We start from the raw sequence: 16,387 nt of genomic DNA, 5'->3' as shown, positions 1-16,387 counted from the left end.
ATGAGCACCAACACCGCCTTCTTCGGCCACCCGCGCGGCCTGGGGATCCTGGCCTTCACCCAGGCTTCGGAGCGCTTTTCCTTCTATGGCATGCAGGCGCTGCTGCCGCTCTATCTGGTCAGCCACCTGCTCAAACCCGATGTCGCGGCCACCGTGTTCGGGCTGGATGGCTTGCGCGCCGGCGTGGAATATCTGACCGGGCCGCTCAGCACCACCGCCTTCGCCGCGCAATTGTTTGGACTCTACATCGGCCTGTTCAACATCGCGCCGATGGCGCTGGGCTGGTTGGCCGATGGGCTTTACGGGCAGCGCCGGCTGGTGCTGGCCGGGCTGGTGCTGATGGCGGCCGGGCATTTCGCCATGGCGGTGGAGGCCTTGTTCCTGCCGGCGCTGCTGCTGTTGCTGCTGGGTGGCGGCTGCCTGAAAGGCAATCTCTATGCGCAGGTCGGCATGCTCTATGGCAGCGGCGATGATCGCCGCACTCGCGCCTATGCCATCCACCTGATGGCCCTGAATGTCGGATCGATCCTGGCACCCTTGGTGTGCGGCACGCTGGGCGAGCTGGTCGGCTGGCATTGGGGCTTTGCCGCGGCCGGTGCCGGCATGCTGGTCGGGCTGGGCATCTATGTGGCCGGCACGCGCGATCTGCCGGCCGATCGCATCGGCGGGCAAGCTGCGGACACCCCTGCACCCGCCACCCGCACGATCAGCGACAGCGCCGCCATTGCCGCCATCGTGCTGATGCTGTTGCCGTTCATCATCACCTATGCCGGCGCGATGCAGGCCTATAATCTGCTGCTGGTCTGGGCGCAGGAGGCGATGGACCGCGATGTCGGCGGCTTCGAAGTGCCGGTCACGTGGCTGCTGACCTATGATGGCCTGATGACCATCGTCGGCATCTTCGGGGCGCTCACCCTGTGGCGGCGGCTTGGCGGCCGCGAACCCGATGCGATGATCAAGCTGGCGGTGGCCGGGGTGATTGTCGCGCTGTCATGGTCGTTGCTGGCGCTGATCACCACGGCCGCAGCCGGTGCCATGGTGCCGATCCTGTCGGTGCTGGTCTTCTTTGCGCTGCTCGATCTGTCCTATGGCTGGCTCGATCCGCCGGCCAACAGCTTCGTTTCGGTCCATGCGCCGCCGCGCCTGTCGAGCACGTTGATGAGCCTGAACATCGCCGCCTTTGGTGCGGCCAATATCGCATCGGGCTGGCTGGGACGCTTTCAGAACCCGGCCGACCCGGCCGCCTTCTGGTGGCTGCTGGCCGGTGTCGGCGCCGGCGGCGCGGTGGCGGCGCTGCTGCTGCGCCCCGCCGTGCGTCGGCTGGTTGGCGGATGACCCGGCATTTCGATTTCGCCGGCGAATCGTTCATGGCCCTGCCGAGTGGCGCGCTGTGGTGGCCGGCGCAGGCCACCCTGTTCGTGGCCGATCTGCATCTGGAAAAGGCCAGCCATTTCGCCGCGCGCGGCTGGCTGTTGCCGCCGCATGCCACCGCCGAAACCCTGGCGGCGCTGATCACCGCGGTGGAACAGACGGCAGCAAGGCGCGTGGTGTGCCTGGGCGACAGTTTCCACGACCAGGGCGGCCCCGACCGTTTGCTGCCCGAAGCGCGCCACGCGCTGGGCCTGATGACGCACAATCTCGATTGGTGGTGGATCACCGGCAATCATGACGAAGCCGCCGCCGCGTGCCTTGGCGGGCAAGTGATGGCAACCGCGCAGATCGGCCCGCTGGCATTGCGCCACGAAGCCGATCCCGGCGATGTGACGCCGGAGCTTTCCGGGCATTTCCACCCCAAGCTGGTGATCCGCCACCGCGGCCGCCACATTGCCCGGCGCTGCATCGCGCAAGGGGCGACCAAGCTGATCCTGCCGGCCTTCGGGGCGTTTACCGGTGGGCTGGACGTGGCCGATCCGGCGATCCGCACGGCGCTGGTCAGGCCGATGCAGGCGCTGGTGGTGGAAGGCGATCGGTTGCTGCGGTTTCCGTGCTGACCTGAGCGCCTCGCGCGGTGGAGGGGTGAAAGATTGACGCGCGCTTAACAGCGGCGCGAAACCGGGCGGTCATCGGGTGATTTTGGCAAATATGCCCAAGATTCAACCGAAGTTTCGCTTGACCAGCCGCGTGCCATCGCAATGGTGCCGGCCGAAGAGAAGGGGACCAAAGGCCATGCGATCAGTGAAAACCGCCGTGTTTCCGGTAGGCGGGCAAGGCACGCGGTTTCTGCCGGCCACCAAGGCGGTGCCCAAGGAAATGCTGCCGGTGGTCGACAAGCCGCTGCTGCAATATGCCGTGGACGAAGCCTTGGCCGCCGGTATCGAACGGCTGGTGTTCGTGACGGCGCGCGGCAAGGATGCGCTGGAGAATTATTTCGATATCGCCCGCGAACTGGTCGACTCGCTGGAACGCAAGGGCAAGACGGCCGAGCTGGTGACACTGGCAGGCACGCAGCTCGAACCCGGCCGCATCCTGTATGTGCGGCAGCAGGAACCGGCCGGGCTGGGCCATGCCGTGTGGTGCGCCCGCCATGTTGTGGGCCGTGAAGCCTTCGCCGTGCTGTTGCCCGATGAACTGTTGTGGAACCCGGCCAACCCGGCGCTGAAGGAGATGTGCGCGGCCTACGACAGGTTGGGCGGCAACATCATTTCGGTGCTGGAAGTGCCGGAAGACCAGACCCACCGATATGGCATCGTGTCGCCCGGCGCGGTGGACGGCCTGATCACCGAGGTGAAGGCGCTGGTGGAAAAACCGGCGCAGGGCACGGCACCGTCACGGCTGGCCGCCATCGGCCGCTACATATTGCAGCCCGAAGTGATGGATGTGCTGGCGCATGGCAAGCGCGGGGCGGGCGGCGAGATCCAGCTGACCGATGCGATGGCGGAAATGATCGGCGTGCAACCCTTCCATGCCCTCACCTTCACCGGAACGCGCTTTGATTGCGGCGACAAGGCCGGGCATGTGATGGCCAATATCGCGCTGGCCCTGGAACGTGACGATGTCGGCCCGGCGGTGCGCGCCTGGCTCAAATCCCAGACATTCTGATCCGGAAGCGGCGGTCAGCCGTCCAATTTGTCCAGTCGATAGCCGAAACCATAGACGCTGCTCAGGCGCCAGCCCTGATCGGGGCGCAGTGCCAGCCGTTTGCGCACCTGAGCGACATGGGCATCCAGGGTGCGGCTGCCCGGTTGATCGCCGCGCCCCCACACACTGGTCATGATCTGATCGCGTGACAGCGCCTGGCCGGCGTTGCGCATGAACAGCAGGGCCAGCGAAAATTCCTTGGCGGTGAGCAGCACCGGGTGGCCGCGCACCAGCACCTGGCTGGCCGTGCGATCGAACAGCAATTTGCCGAACTGTTCGCGCAGGGCACCCTGGGCGCCGCGGCCAGCAAGGGCCACAGCGATGGCCTGCTCGATATCGGCGTCGGTGCCGGGATCGTGCAGCAGTGCGTCGGCGCCTTCGCCGATGCAGCCCGGTGCATCGGCGGTCATCATCAGCACGATGGCCGGCGGGTGGGCCTGGCGACTGCGCAACCGGTGCATCAACGCCACGCCGCACAGATCCGGCCCATCCCAGCGCATCACCAACAGGTCAAATTGCTCATGGGCAAGCGCCTCGGCCAGGGCCTCCCCGGCGGTGAAGGCAACAGGCCGATATCCGAATTGCGCCAACACCACGGATAAGGCGCCGGCGGCAGCAGGATCATGATGCAGAACAGCGATCCGCATGGAAGCTTTTTGCCATCTTTCTTTCGTTAACAGGCGTGTAACAGGGCATTAGCGCCATGCAAAGCGAAAGTGACGACAGTAATGATGTCAAAAAACCAGCCCCGGTATAAGCTTGTCTTTCAAGCCGGCTGACCGGTCTCACAATGATCGTTCAGGGCAGGGTGACCACACGCAGCGTTCGCAGCTGTCGTACTGAACGTGCGGCGCGGGCTTCCCCCGGTATCACCAGGCGCAGCGGGCCATCTTCGGCCGACAGTGGCTGTCCGTCGCAAAGCCCGGTGACCAGCACTTGGGCGTTGCCCAACTTGGGATCGATTTCGCCCAGGCTGAACGGCACGCGGTAACCATCGGCCGCTTCGGCAACGATCAACGTCTGCAACGCCGGGCCACGGATGGCGTCGCCGCTGGGCAGGCCGGCCGCGGCGGCCAGATCGGCCAGCCATACACCTTCACAGCTTTGGGTCTTGCCATGCGCCGTCAGCCGGGCCGTGGCCTTTGGCAAGGCTGCCAGGGTCGTGGCATCGATCGGCAATGTGGTCGGCGCTGCGGCCGAAACGGCCATGGACAGCAAAAGGGCAAGCGGCAGCATGATGGTCTCCAGGGTGCATATGACACAGCATCCGATGATAAGCCTGCCGTGGCCATCCGCAACATTGACGAGGCGCGGATTCGCGATAGGGGACGGGCATGACCGCCATCCCCTCCCAGATGCCCCCTGCGCTGGCCGAATCGGCATTCGATGCCCGGCTGCTGCGCGATGCCTTCGGCTGTTTCGCCACCGGCGTTACCGTGGTGACCAGCCAATCCCCCAGCAGGGAGCGCGTCGGCCTCACCGCCAACAGCTTCACCTCGGTCAGCCTCGATCCGCCGTTGCTGCTGTTTTGCCCGGCCAATGGCGCGTCGGCGCTACCGGTGCTGCGCGAATCGGGGCGGTTTGCCATCAATATTCTCGATCTGGATGGCCAGACGGTAGCCAACCGCTTCACGCAGCGCGATCTTGATCGATTCGGCGCACATGACTGGCTGGATTGGGATGGCGTGCCGGTGCTGGCCACTGCCAAGGCGGCCTTTGCCTGCGAACTGCACGCCGATCATGATGGCGGCGATCATCGCATCATCGTCGGCCGGGTGACAAGGCTGGCGCTCGACACCGACCGCGAACCGTTGCTGTATCTGCACGGCCGCTATCGCCGGGTGCATGTTGGCTGACACGCCGGCCTCCAACCGGGACAATCCGGAAACGGCTGCCGAAACCGCCGCCCTGGCAAAGGGCGGACGCACCAGCTTCTTCGGCTATGTGCTGCGGCTGGCGGCGCGCTTTCCGTTCCTGTTCATCGCCGGCCGGCTCTATGGCGCCGAAGCGCTGGGTCGCTTTGCCTATGCCACCATGGCGGTCGAGCTGGTGGCGATGCTGGCGACCCTGGGACTGAAGCGCGGCCTGGCCGAAGATCTGGCGCGCCGCCCCGACGATCAGGCCGGTGCCATGGCCGATGCGCTGCTGGTGGCCTTGCTGGCGTCGATTCTGGGTGCGGCGGTGCTGGTCGCCCTGCCCCAACTGATGTTCCCGGCCACCAGCCTGCATCCGCTGGATCGCTGGTTTGCCGCGGTCATCCCGTTCATTGCCCTCGCCGATGTGGCGCTTGCGGGCCTCGCCTTTCACCACGATGTCGGCGCCACCGTGCGTGCCCGTTCGATCATCGAGCCCTGGATCCTTTCGATCGCGGCGCTGGCGCTGGCCTTCACCGCCTGGAAGGGCGACGGCATGCTGATCGCCTATCTGCTGTCGATGCTGGCGGCGTTTTTCGCCGCCTTGGCGCCGGCGGTGCGCCGCTTCGGTTGGCCGGTCGGTTGGCGGATCGATCCAGCGCGGTTGTGGCGGCTGGTGCGCAGCAATGGGCCCCTGGCCGGCGCTGATCTGGCCGAATGGGGCGCGCGCCGGCTCGACATTTTCATCCTTGGCCGCTTTGCCTCGGCCGAACTTGTCGGCATCTATTATGTGGCGCAGCAGATCGCCTCGCTGCCGCAGCGGCTGAAATCCAGTTTCGATCCGATCCTCGGCCCGGTGCTCACCCGCAATCTGGCCGCGGGCAATCTGGCCAAGGTGGCGGCGCATGTGCGGCAGATCAGTTTCTGGGTGGCATCGGTGCAACTGGCGGCGGTGCTGTCGCTGGGCATGATCGGCAAGGCCGGCATGGGCCTGTTCGGCCCGGCCTTTGCCAGCGGCTTTCTGGTGCTGACCGTGCTGCTGGCGGTCGAGCTGTTCGCGGCGCAGGCAGCGGTGGCCGAAGGCGCGCTGATCTATGTGGCGCGCGGCCGCAATCTGATGTGGTCGGTGATCGGCCTGGTGGTGCAGGCGGGCCTGACCTTGTGGCTGGTGCAACTGGAGGGGCCCCTTGGCGGCGCCGTGGGGGCAGCGATGGCGCTGGCGATCGCTGCCTTGCTGCAATCGGTGGGCAAATCGCGGCTGCTGGCGGCGACGTTGGGCCATAAGGTCGCCGGCTGGCGCTGGTCGCTGCTGGCCGCGGCGCTGCCTGCGGTGTGCATTGGTCTGCTGGTGCTGCGCACGCCAGAACCCATTCAGCTCACCATCGGCTTCTTCGCCATCCTCGGCAGCTTTGGCCTGACGATCTGGCGCATCGGCTTTCGCGGCGCCGATCGGCTGCTGTTCGCGCGCGGCCTCAAGCAGCTTGAGGCCGACGCGGCCGCCTGATCAAGCCAACTGCCGGCGGAGCAGCTTGCCGAACAGCCACCAACTGCCCACCGCATACATCACGACATTGAGGCCAATCACCATCGCCCAGAACTGCACCGGTTCGAAGCCTTCGATGATGCCGAAGCGCGGATTGGTCAGCACCTGGCTGCCGCCGGCCATCATCAGGCCCAGCCAGCTGTAGGCCATCTGCACCTTGTGCGCCTTCATGTCCGCCGGCTTGCGATCCCGCAGCCAACGCCGCAGGGCGAGCATGCCGGTGGTGAGCGAATAGAGGCTGACAAACGCCAGGATGTGAAAGGGCAGGAATTTCGTGTCCGGCCGGAAGCTGGCCAGCGCGCCCAGATTGCACACCAGCATCGCCGGCACATACAGCCGCCCGGCCAGCGCATGGCCCGGCGTGCCTTGCCGGGCGACCATCTGATACAGGCCCAGCGGCATGGCCAGGCAGGCGGCCACCAGATGGGCCAGCAGCAAGGGGGACAGGTTGGCAAGCATCACAGCATCTCCGTTCGGGGTTGATGCCGTGGTGTGGCCACCTGCCGCCGCTTGCTGCAATCGCGGTTTCGCCTATCATGCCAATCGCTTCGCCAATCCCGCTGGAACCGGATTCACGCTTCGTGGAATCGACACTCAATATTTCGCAAGGCAGCGCGCCGCCGCTGCGCCCGCTGGTGGCAGGAACCCTGTTTGCCGTGGTGGTGTGCGTGTTCACCGGGCCGTTCCACACCGATGGGCTGCCGCTGCCCAGCCGGCTGGTGTTCTGGTTGGTGCTGATCGGCTGGAACAGCGTGAAATGGTGGTTGTGGTACGGCTGGGTGGGGCCGCGCACCACCAATCGGCGCACCGCCGTGCTGGCGGCAGTGATCGGCGCCCTGCTGCTGAATGCGACGATGCCGTTGGAAATTGATCTGATGTTCCGCGCCATCGGACGGCCGCTGGTGCAATCCTGGTTCGGCCTCTACCTGATGGCGCTGCTGGTTGCCGGATCGGTTTCGGGGCTGGTCGCGGCGATTCGCGGCCCGCGCGTGGCGGCGGTGCCCGCTGCGATGCTGCCTGTCGATCGCCAGCCGGAACTGCCGCCCTCCCTGCTCGCCCAACGCGCCGGCCTGCCCGATCTGGCCGGCGTGCGGATGGTGACGGCGGAGGATCATTATCTGCGCCTGGTGCTGGCCGACGGTCGCCGCCCGCTGGTGCTGTTCCGCATGGGCGATGCGTTGCCGGAACTTGCCGGGCACGGTGGCCTGCAAGTGCACCGCAGCGCCTGGGTGGCGCGCCGGCATGTGGTGGGGGCCGTGCGCGACGGCCGACGCTGGAAATTGCGGCTGTCCGATGGCAGCGAGCAGGCGATCAGCGAGACGTTCCTGCCGGCCGTGCGCACGGCGGGGTGGCTTCAGACGAAGCTGTAAGGATCGACATCCACCACCACCCGCACATTGCCGGGCAGCGGCACCCGCGTCAGCCAATCGCGCAAGATCGCCGGCAGCGGCAGTTCGCGGCGTGCCTGCACCAATATGCGATGCCGGTGCCGGCCGCGCAGCATGGCCATGCTGGCGGGCGCCGGGCCGAGCACCAGCAGGCCGTCGCGCACCGGCGCGGCGGCACCCAGCGCATCGGCGGCCGATTTTGCCGCTGAAGCGTCTTCGGAACTGATGATCAGCGCCGCCAGCCGCCCGAACGGGGGCTGGCCGAGATCACGGCGGGCAGCGATTTCGGCGGCAAAAAACGCCTGCGCATCGCCCTTGCCCAGCGCCTGCATCAGCGCCGCCTGCGGCTGGTGCGTCTGGATCAGCACGCGGCCGGGCTTGGCCCCGCGCCCGGCCCGCCCCGATGCCTGCACGATCTGCTGCCAACTGCGTTCCCCGGCGCGCAGATCACCGCCCTGCAAGCCGAGATCGGCATCGACCACGCCCACCAGGGTCAGATCGGGGAAATGATAGCCCTTGGTCACCATCTGGGTGCCGATGATGATGTCGATTTCTTGGCGTTCGACGGCCGCCACCAGCGCGGTGGCGCGCGCCGGGCTGGTGATGGTGTCGCTGGTCACCACCGCCGTGCGCGCATCGGGCCAGGTGCGGCGCACTTCCTCGGCGATGCGTTCCACGCCGGGGCCGCAGGCGACCAGATGGTCCGTTTCCCCACATTCCGGGCAGCGTTCGGGCACCGGCGCAACATGGCCGCAATGGTGGCAGGCCAGCCGGCGCGACAGGCGATGTTCCACCATCCAGGCCGTGCAGTTCGGGCACTGGATGCGGTGGCCGCAACTGCGGCACAGGGTGAGCGGCGCATAACCACGCCGGTTGAGGAACAGCAGGGATTGTTCGCCGCGCTGCAAGGTCGCGCTGATTGCGGCGACCAGCACAGGCGAGAGCCAGCTGCCGCGCGTCGGCGGATGGCGGGTCATGTCCACCAGTTGCACATCCGGCAGCTCCGCGCCGCCAAAGCGGCTGGGCAGCAGCAGATGCGTGTAGGTGCCGCGGCTGGCCAGCACCTGGGTTTCGATGGCCGGCGTGGCGGTGGCCAGCACCACCGGCAGGCTCTCCAATTTGCCGCGCATCACCGCCACGTCTCGGGCGTGATAATGCACGCCCTCCTCCTGCTTGAAGCTGGCTTCATGGGCTTCATCGACGATGATGCAGCGCAGGTTCGCATAGGGCAGGAACAGCGCCGAGCGCGCGCCGACCACCACCCGCGCCCGGCCATCGGCGATTGCGGCCCAGGCGGCGCGGCGCTCGCTGGTTTTCAGGTCTGAGTGCCAGGCCAGCGGCTGGCAGCCGAAGCGGGCGGCAAAGCGCGTCAGCCACGGCGCGGTCAGCGCGATTTCCGGCACCAGCACCAGCACCTGGCCGCCGCCCCGGATCGCCGCTGCCACGGCTTCGAAATAGACCTCGGTCTTGCCCGAACCGGTGACGCCTTCCAGAAGGAAGGGCGCGAACTGGCGGGCCTGCACGGCCGCCACCAGCGTGTCGGCCACGGCGCGCTGATCGGCGGACAGCGCCGGTACGGCATGATCCGGATCGGGCAGCGGCGGGCTGACATCGCCGGCCACGCGCTGCGCCACCAGCGTACCGGCAGTAATCAGGCCGCGAATCACCGCATCGGACACGCCGGCCATCCGCGCCAGATCGCGGGCGCTGCCCTGCCGGCCCTCCAGACGTTCGATTGCCTGGCTGCGTTCCGGCGTCAGCCGCTTCGGCAGCGGCCCACCCAGCCGATATTCGGTAAATTCGCGCGGGTTCAGAAACGCCACCGAAGGCCAGGCCATGCGCACCACCGCCAGCGGGCTGGCGACATAATAATCCGCCGTCCAGTCGATCAGGCGGCGCAGCGGCGCAGCCAGCGGCGGCAGATCGAGCCTTTCCGCCACCGGGCGCAGCCTGGCGGCCGACACTTCGGGCGCGGCCATCGCATCCATGTCCCACACCACGCCCAGAATGCGCCGCGGCCCCAGCGGCACCTCCACCGCATCACCGGGGCCGAGCACCATGCCGGCCGGCACGGCATAGTCGAGCGCGCCCAGCCCATGCTGAAAGGGGATGACGCGGACGCGGGAGGCAGTGGCCTGGTTCACCCCCGACAGATAGGCAAGTCCTGCCACGCATGCTAGGCGCGCGGCCAAACGAAAGGCCCTCCATGATCCCGCGTTATTCCCGCCCCGAAATGGTCGCCCTGTGGGACGCTGCAAGCCGGTTCCGCATCTGGTTCGAGATCGAGGCACACGCCACGCAAAAGCTGGCCGATCTCGGCGTCGTGCCGCAAGCCGCGGCCCAGGCGCTGTGGGACTGGTGGGCGACGGGTCCCGCCATCGACGTGGCCGCCATCGACGCCATCGAGGCGGTGACCAAGCATGACGTGATCGCCTTCCTCGATTGGGTGGCGCAGCAGGTTGGCCCGCAAGCCCGCTTCATGCACCAGGGCATGACCAGCAGCGACGTGCTGGACACCTGCCTGGCCGTGCAACTGGCCCGCGCCGCCGATATCCTGCTGGCCGACATTGATGCATTGCTGGACGCCATCAAGCGCCGGGCACTGGAGCATAAATTCACCCCCACCATGGGCCGCAGCCACGGCATCCACGCCGAGCCGACGACCTTTGGCGTGAAGCTGGCGCAGGCCCATGCCGAATTTGCCCGCAACCGCGTCCGGCTGGTGGCGGCGCGTGCCGATATCGCCACCTGCGCGATTTCGGGCGCGGTCGGCACCTTTGCCAACATCGATCCGCGCGTCGAAGCCCATGTCGCCGCGCAGATGGGCCTGACGGTCGAGCCGGTCTCCACCCAGGTCATCCCGCGCGATCGCCACGCCATGTTCTTCGCGACGTTGGGCGTCATCGCCAGCAGCATCGAGCGGCTGGCCACCGAGATCCGCCACCTGCAACGCACCGAAGTGCTGGAGGCCGAAGAATATTTCAGCCCCGGCCAGAAGGGTTCGAGCGCGATGCCGCACAAGCGCAACCCGGTGCTGACCGAGAATCTCACCGGTCTCGCCCGGCTGGTGCGCTCTGCCGTGACCCCGGCGCTGGAGAATGTCGCGCTGTGGCACGAACGCGACATTTCGCATTCCTCGGTGGAGCGCATGATCGGCCCGGATGCCACCATCACGCTGGATTTCGCGCTGGCCCGTCTAACCCAGGTAGTGGACAAATTGCTGATCTATCCGGAGCGGATGGCGAAGAATTTGAACCGCATGGGCGGCCTGATCCATTCGCAGCGCATCCTGCTGGCGCTCACCCAGGCCGGCGTGACCCGCGACGACGCCTATCGCCTGGTCCAGCGCAACGCCATGAAAGTGTGGGAAGCCGATGGCGCCCTGTCGCTGCTCGATCTGCTGAAGGCCGATGCCGATGTGAGCGCCCACCTGTCCGATGCCCAACTGGAAGGCCTGTTCGATCTTGGTTATCATTTCGCCCAGGTCGATACGATCTTTGCGCGGGTGTTCGGGGAGTAATGATGATCAAGGCCGATATCGGGTTGAACAGCTGGTTCAGCCGGCGAGTGCTGCAAACGCCGGACCGGCCGGCGCTGAGCTTTGAAGGCGCAACCCGCAGCTATGCCGAAATGGGCGATGCCATCAACCGGTTGGCGACCGCGCTGAAAGCCGGCGGCATCTGCAGGGGCGACCGGGTTGGCTATCTGGGGCTGAACAATCCGCTCTATTTTGATCTGCTGTTTGCCGCCGCGCGGCTGGGCGCGATCTTCGTGCCACTGAACTTCCGGCTGACGGGGCCGGAACTGGATTATATCATCAACGATGCCGGCGTGCACACGCTGGTGGTGGATGGCCCGCACCGGCCGGTGATCGACAGCGTGCGTGACCGGCTGTGCTGCCGGCGCTTCCTGTCGGCCGATGGCGCGGCCCCGGCCTGGCAGCCTGTCGCCGAATTCGTCGGCGATGCAGCGCCGCTGGCCGAAGGCGTGGAAACCGCCGACGATGATGTCGCGGTGATCATGTACACATCGGGCACCACCGGCCGGCCCAAGGGCGCCATGCTGACCCACGGCAATTTCTGGTGGGCCAATGTCAACGGCGCGCTGGGGGCCGATGTCTCCGAAAAGGACGTCAGCCTGGTGATGGCGCCGCTGTTCCATATCGGCGGCCTCAACGTCACGCCTTTGAGCTGCTGGCAGAAGGGCGGCCATGTCGTGCTGCACCGCGCCTTCGATCCGGCGCGCTTCATCGCGGATGTGCGACATTACCGCGTCACCACCACCTTCGCGGTGCCGGCGATGCTGCTGTTCATCGCCCAACAAGCCGATTTCGAAGCGGCCGATCTGTCCAGTCTGCGTGTCATCATGTGCGGCGGCGCGCCGGTGCCAGAGCCATTGCTGCGGCTCTACAACGCCCGCGGCATTCCGATGAACCAGGGCTATGGCCTCACCGAAACCGCGCCCTCGGGCACCTATCTCGGCCCCGATTTCGCGCTCGCCAAGCTGGGCTCGGCAGGCAAACCGATGTTCTTTGTCGATCTGCGCATCGTCGCCGAAGATGGCCGCACGCCGCTGGGGCCGGGCGAGCGCGGCGAAGTGATCATGCGCGGGCCCAACATCATGCGTGGGTACTGGAACAAGCCCGATGCCACGGCGGCGGCCATCGATGCCGAAGGCTGGTTCCATTCCGGCGACATCGGCTATCTGGATGCCGATGGCTTCCTCTATATCTGTGACCGGCTGAAAGACATGATCATCAGCGGCGGCGAGAATATCTATCCGGCCGAGGTGGAAGCCGTGATCTATGATCACCCCGCCATCGCCGAAGTGGCGATCTTTGGTGAACCCAATGAAAAATGGGGGGAAAGCGTGACCGCGGTTGCCGCCCTGAAGCCGGGCGAGGCGCTGGATATCGAAAGCCTGCGCGCCTGGGCAACGGAGCGGCTGGCCCGCTACAAATTGCCGAGCCGGCTGGAAATCGTGCCGGCGCTACCGCGCAACCCGGCCGGCAAAGTGCTGAAGTTCGAGCTGCGCGACCGCTTCCGGCGCTGATTCAACGCGGAGGGGCCACCGCCGCCGGCAGATCGCGGCCCCATTTCGCAAACGCCGCCTTCACGTCCGGCCGCGCCTTCAGCGCGCGCAGATCGGCGCGGCTGCGGCGGCCCGGCAAGGCGGCATGATCGAGGATCAGGAACGGCTGCAATTCGAACAAGGCCTCGCTGCGCCGCGCCGGATCATCGAGGCGCTTGATGATGGCGCGCGCCGCATCATCTGCACGCCCCAAGCACAGCATCGCCTGGAAATAGGCATCGTCATTGCGTTCGGGCGCTGCCAGCAACGGCGCCAGGGCCGCGCTGGCCGCCGCGGCATTGCCCTGCCGGTGCCGGGCACAGGCGCGCACCCCGGCCAGATAGAGCTTGCCGAAATCATTCATGTCCTCGCCCATCTTGCGTTCGGCAACGTCGGCAGCGGCCAGCGCCGCATCGCTGCGCCCGACCTGATCGGCCAGCAGGGCATGGTTGATCAGCAGCCCGGTCAGGCTCGGCCGCGCCTTGGCATCCAGCGTCGCTGCCGCCGCAAAGCGCGCCAGCCCGGCATCGACCTGGCCGAGATCGGCGAGCAATTGTGCCGACAGATTGACCAGCCACAGGCCATTGTCGGGCAATTTCGCCATGGCCTCGGCCGTCTGTGCCGTATCGGCCAGCGCCAGCGCGTCTTTTTCCTGCGAGGCGATGTTGAGCGCCTGGGCATGGCCGAGCCGGGCGATGACATCATCCGGCGCCGCATCGAGCGCCGCCTTGCTGGCCTTCAGATAGGCGGCATCGGCCAGATCAGCGCCCGGCCCCAGCCGCTTTTCCAGCGCCGGCCACAGCGATTGATAGCGCCGGTCAATGGCCAGCCGCACCAGGCTGACCGGGTTGATCAATTTCTCGATGATCGGCAGCGCCTCGTCCAGCCGATCGCGAGTGGCGAGGCCGGTAATCACCAGCAGCTTCAGGCCATCGCCCGCCGCCACCGTTTCATCGCGCGGCACATAATCGGCGCTGACCAGCGTGAACGACAGATCGAATTTCTGATCGGCGTTGGTGATGGCCACCAGCACCTGCGCGATGAGTTCCGACGGCAGTTCTGCCAGCCATTTCGGATTGGACACCGCAATCAGTTGCAGCGCCTGGCCCGCAGCCGGCGCATCGCCGCTGATGGCGCGCAGCACGAACAATTGCCGCAACAGCAGCAGGGTCGGGTTGAGCGCCGCATCCACCGCGAACTCGATGGATTTGCGCGCCTCGGCCACCTTGCCCTGGCGCGCCAGCGCAAAGCTGCGCAGCCCTTCGATCTGGCCGCGATCGGCCGGCAGATCGGCTTCGGTCAGCAGGCCATCGAGCAGGCTCAAGGCTTCTGTGGTCTTGTTTGCGTCGATCAGGCCGGCGGCCTGCGCCAGCCGGTCTTCGCGCGCCAGTGGGGCTGCAACGCTGGTCGCCGGCGGGGCGGTGGGGGCTGCAAGCGCCGCAGCAAGGGGCAACATGAACGCCAGCGGTGCCAGCAAAATGGCTGGTTTGAAGATATGGGTCATGCGTCCACAGTAACCCGATAAACGGCTTTGGGGAGAGGGTCATGACGGCACAGGTGGAATTCTTCTTCGATTGTTCGTCGCCCTGGACCTATCTGGGTTTCGAAGCGCTGTGCGCGGCGGCGCGCGAAGACGGATTTGGCGTGTGTTTCCGGCCGTTTCTGGTTGGCGGCGTGTTCAACACGGTGAACCCCAGCGTCTATGAAATGCGCTCCAAGCCGGTGGTGCCCAAGGCGCGCTATTTCACCAAGGATCTGCACGATTGGATCAAGCGTTCCGGCCTCGCCATCAAATGGACGCCCAGCATCTTCCCGGTGAACAGCGCCCGCGCCATGCGCCTGTGCCTGGTCGCCAGCGATGCAAATGCCTGCGAAGCCGTCGCCCGCCGCATCTTCCAGCTTTACTGGAGCGAGGATCGCGACATCTCGCAGCCCGATGTATTGGCCGAAGCCGCAGCCGCCGGCGGGCTGGGGCCGGACGCGCTGGAACAGGCCGATTCGCCCGAACTGAAAGCCCGCCTGCGCGCCAACACCGACGAACTCATCGCCCGCGGCGGCTTCGGCAGCCCGACATTTTATGTGGGCGGCACCGACATGTATTTCGGGCAGGATCGCATCATCCTTGTGCGTGAAGCGGCGGCGCGTGGCTAAAGTTGGGCAACTTGTCTGTTTGTATGCCACAAGCCGGTACATTGTGGTCCTTCAGGGCGACCGTGAAGAACGACCGCTGTAGCCAGACACGATCACGCGGACTGAATCCTGTGGGAGACGCTTCGGCGAGACCGCAAGCCGCCAATACTCTGTGAGATCTACGCCAGATCAGGCTATCGGCGCCTGCCGATGTTACATTATTTGAACCAAAGTAAGCATGAAATTGAATTAATTCAAGTATTAATACGGCAATAAGGTTCCACGGTTCGTCGCATTCATAGTAGAATTTACCTATATGTTCGCATTTCGACCGATATAAGCGAATCAGGACACCCCTCGGGGTAGAGTGGTGGGCGCGGGGCCTCCACGTCTTGCAGCGTATCGGCAGGATCATGGGAATCATTTCATCGGCTGAGGCCGTAACTTTATTTCTATCGCGCCATGCACCGAAGTCATTAACTGTCGCTGCACTCCTTGTCTTGAGTGTTCCCGCGGCAGCCCTGCAAACCCAATCGTGGAACGGATATCGCTGGGCGCGGACCGGCCCGTTGTCGATTGCGTTGGGCTTGAATGTCAGTTCGGTTTGGCAGCCCTATGTCACCGCCGCTGCCGCGCAATGGTCGGCCGCCAACAACATCGACATTGTCCCGACGATCGGGTCTTCGCTCGCGCCGACGTGCGGTGCCGTTTACGGTTCGATTCAGATCTGCAGCGGCAACTATGGGGCAAACGGTTGGCTGGGCTATGCAACGGTCTGGCTTGGCGGCGGCTTCATCAGCCAGGCTACGGTCAAACTCAACGACTATTATTTCGCGAATGCCAAATATGATACGCCGGCGTGGCGGAGCATGACCGCCTGTCAGGAGATCGGCCACACCCTTGGTCTCGCGCACAATGACGAGATCCGGACCAATCTGAACAAGGGCACGTGCATGGATTATACCAATGATCCGACCGGCACCATCAACCTGGGCAATGGCCTGTTGGCGAACATCGCGCCCGCCGCGTCCGATTTCGCTGCGCTCGACGGCATTTATGCAACGCTCGATGCGCGGCAGCTTTCGCAAACAAAGCCGCAATTCCGCATCAGCCAGGGGTTTGGCATTCTCGATGACCATGACCATGAGGATGGTCTGCAAGCGGTTCCGGAACCGGAAAGCTGGTTGCTGATGCTTGCCGGGTTTGCCGCAGTGGGGACCAGCGCGCGCCGCCAGGCTTCACACCGGCGTGCCAGGGCGTTCGCAATCGCCTGACCGCCCAACACAGCAAGGCGACGGGGCCGGATGGCCTGGCCCCGTCGTTTT

15 protein-coding genes are annotated in these 16,387 nt (G+C 65.9%); 10 read left to right on the top strand and 5 right to left on the bottom strand.

Annotated features, from left to right (window positions below; all coding sequences use genetic code 11):
- The 3 genes from AC6UUM_RS02675 (at position 1) to AC6UUM_RS02665 (ending at position 3,039) form a co-directional block, all read left to right on the top strand.
- A complete protein-coding gene (locus tag AC6UUM_RS02675) occupies positions 1–1,335 on the top strand; it encodes a POT-type proton-dependent oligopeptide transporter (RefSeq protein WP_500803809.1) in 1,335 nt (444 codons plus the stop codon).
- A complete protein-coding gene (gene pdeM / locus AC6UUM_RS02670) occupies positions 1,332–1,991 on the top strand; it encodes a ligase-associated DNA damage response endonuclease PdeM (protein ID WP_500803808.1) in 660 nt (219 codons plus the stop codon). The genes AC6UUM_RS02675 and pdeM overlap by 4 nt, the downstream gene beginning before the upstream one ends.
- Before the next feature lie 175 nt (positions 1,992–2,166).
- Complete coding sequence (locus AC6UUM_RS02665; protein WP_500803807.1) at positions 2,167–3,039, top strand: UTP--glucose-1-phosphate uridylyltransferase; 873 nt, start codon at positions 2,167–2,169, stop codon at positions 3,037–3,039.
- 14 nt (positions 3,040–3,053) lie between these two features.
- On the opposite strand, the gene AC6UUM_RS02660 is transcribed toward AC6UUM_RS02665, so the two are convergent.
- Positions 3,054–3,725: a response regulator transcription factor gene (locus tag AC6UUM_RS02660; RefSeq protein WP_500803806.1), complete on the bottom strand. Its 672-nt coding sequence runs from the start codon at positions 3,723–3,725 to the stop codon at positions 3,054–3,056.
- A 151-nt stretch (positions 3,726–3,876) separates the two neighbouring features.
- Positions 3,877–4,314, bottom strand: coding sequence for a molybdopterin-dependent oxidoreductase (locus AC6UUM_RS02655; protein ID WP_500803805.1), 438 nt, complete (start codon positions 4,312–4,314; stop codon positions 3,877–3,879).
- 98 nt (positions 4,315–4,412) lie between these two features.
- Here AC6UUM_RS02655 and AC6UUM_RS02650 point away from each other — a divergent pair, with 98 nt between their 5' ends.
- Both AC6UUM_RS02650 and AC6UUM_RS02645 read left to right on the top strand, forming a co-directional pair.
- Positions 4,413–4,934 (top strand): flavin reductase family protein, encoded by a 522-nt coding sequence (locus AC6UUM_RS02650; RefSeq protein WP_500803804.1) that lies wholly within the window; start codon positions 4,413–4,415, stop codon positions 4,932–4,934.
- Positions 4,924–6,435 (top strand): lipopolysaccharide biosynthesis protein, encoded by a 1,512-nt coding sequence (locus AC6UUM_RS02645; RefSeq protein ID WP_500803803.1) that lies wholly within the window; start codon positions 4,924–4,926, stop codon positions 6,433–6,435. Before AC6UUM_RS02650 ends, AC6UUM_RS02645 begins: the two co-directional genes overlap by 11 nt.
- Here AC6UUM_RS02645 and AC6UUM_RS02640 read toward each other — a convergent pair whose 3' ends face one another.
- A complete protein-coding gene (locus AC6UUM_RS02640; protein ID WP_500803802.1) occupies positions 6,436–6,933 on the bottom strand; it encodes a DUF2306 domain-containing protein in 498 nt (165 codons plus the stop codon).
- Positions 6,934–7,010: 77 nt separating this feature from the next.
- Here AC6UUM_RS02640 and AC6UUM_RS02635 point away from each other — a divergent pair, with 77 nt between their 5' ends.
- Positions 7,011–7,844, top strand: coding sequence for a LytTR family DNA-binding domain-containing protein (locus tag AC6UUM_RS02635; protein ID WP_500803801.1), 834 nt, complete (start codon positions 7,011–7,013; stop codon positions 7,842–7,844).
- On the opposite strand, the gene AC6UUM_RS02630 is transcribed toward AC6UUM_RS02635, so the two are convergent.
- A complete protein-coding gene (locus tag AC6UUM_RS02630) occupies positions 7,829–10,033 on the bottom strand; it encodes a primosomal protein N' (RefSeq protein WP_500803800.1) in 2,205 nt (734 codons plus the stop codon). The genes AC6UUM_RS02635 and AC6UUM_RS02630 overlap by 16 nt on opposite strands.
- A 35-nt stretch (positions 10,034–10,068) precedes the next feature.
- Here AC6UUM_RS02630 and purB point away from each other — a divergent pair, with 35 nt between their 5' ends.
- Together purB and AC6UUM_RS02620 are read left to right on the top strand one after the other, a co-directional pair.
- Positions 10,069–11,382 carry an adenylosuccinate lyase gene (gene purB / locus AC6UUM_RS02625; protein WP_500803799.1) on the top strand — a complete coding sequence of 438 codons (1,314 nt, stop codon included), beginning with the start codon at positions 10,069–10,071 and terminating at the stop codon, positions 11,380–11,382.
- Positions 11,382–12,914, top strand: a complete 1,533-nt coding sequence (locus AC6UUM_RS02620; protein WP_500803798.1) for an acyl-CoA synthetase — start codon at positions 11,382–11,384, stop codon at positions 12,912–12,914. Before purB ends, AC6UUM_RS02620 begins: the two co-directional genes overlap by 1 nt.
- A 1-nt stretch (position 12,915) precedes the next feature.
- Here the strand turns inward: AC6UUM_RS02620 and AC6UUM_RS02615 are convergent, their stop codons facing one another.
- Positions 12,916–14,436 carry a hypothetical protein gene (locus tag AC6UUM_RS02615; protein ID WP_500803797.1) on the bottom strand — a complete coding sequence of 507 codons (1,521 nt, stop codon included), beginning with the start codon at positions 14,434–14,436 and terminating at the stop codon, positions 12,916–12,918.
- Between the two features lie 41 nt (positions 14,437–14,477).
- On the opposite strand from AC6UUM_RS02615, the gene AC6UUM_RS02610 reads away from it, so the two are divergent.
- Positions 14,478–15,083, top strand: a complete 606-nt coding sequence (locus AC6UUM_RS02610; RefSeq protein ID WP_500803796.1) for a 2-hydroxychromene-2-carboxylate isomerase — start codon at positions 14,478–14,480, stop codon at positions 15,081–15,083.
- A gap of 392 nt (positions 15,084–15,475) precedes the next feature.
- Complete coding sequence (locus AC6UUM_RS02605) at positions 15,476–16,336, top strand: PEPxxWA-CTERM sorting domain-containing protein (protein ID WP_500803795.1); 861 nt, start codon at positions 15,476–15,478, stop codon at positions 16,334–16,336.
- Positions 16,337–16,387 lie beyond the last annotated feature (51 nt).

It is taken from the genome of Sandarakinorhabdus sp. (assembly GCF_987265915.1).
This window is presented reverse-complemented; position numbering and strand designations above follow the sequence as displayed.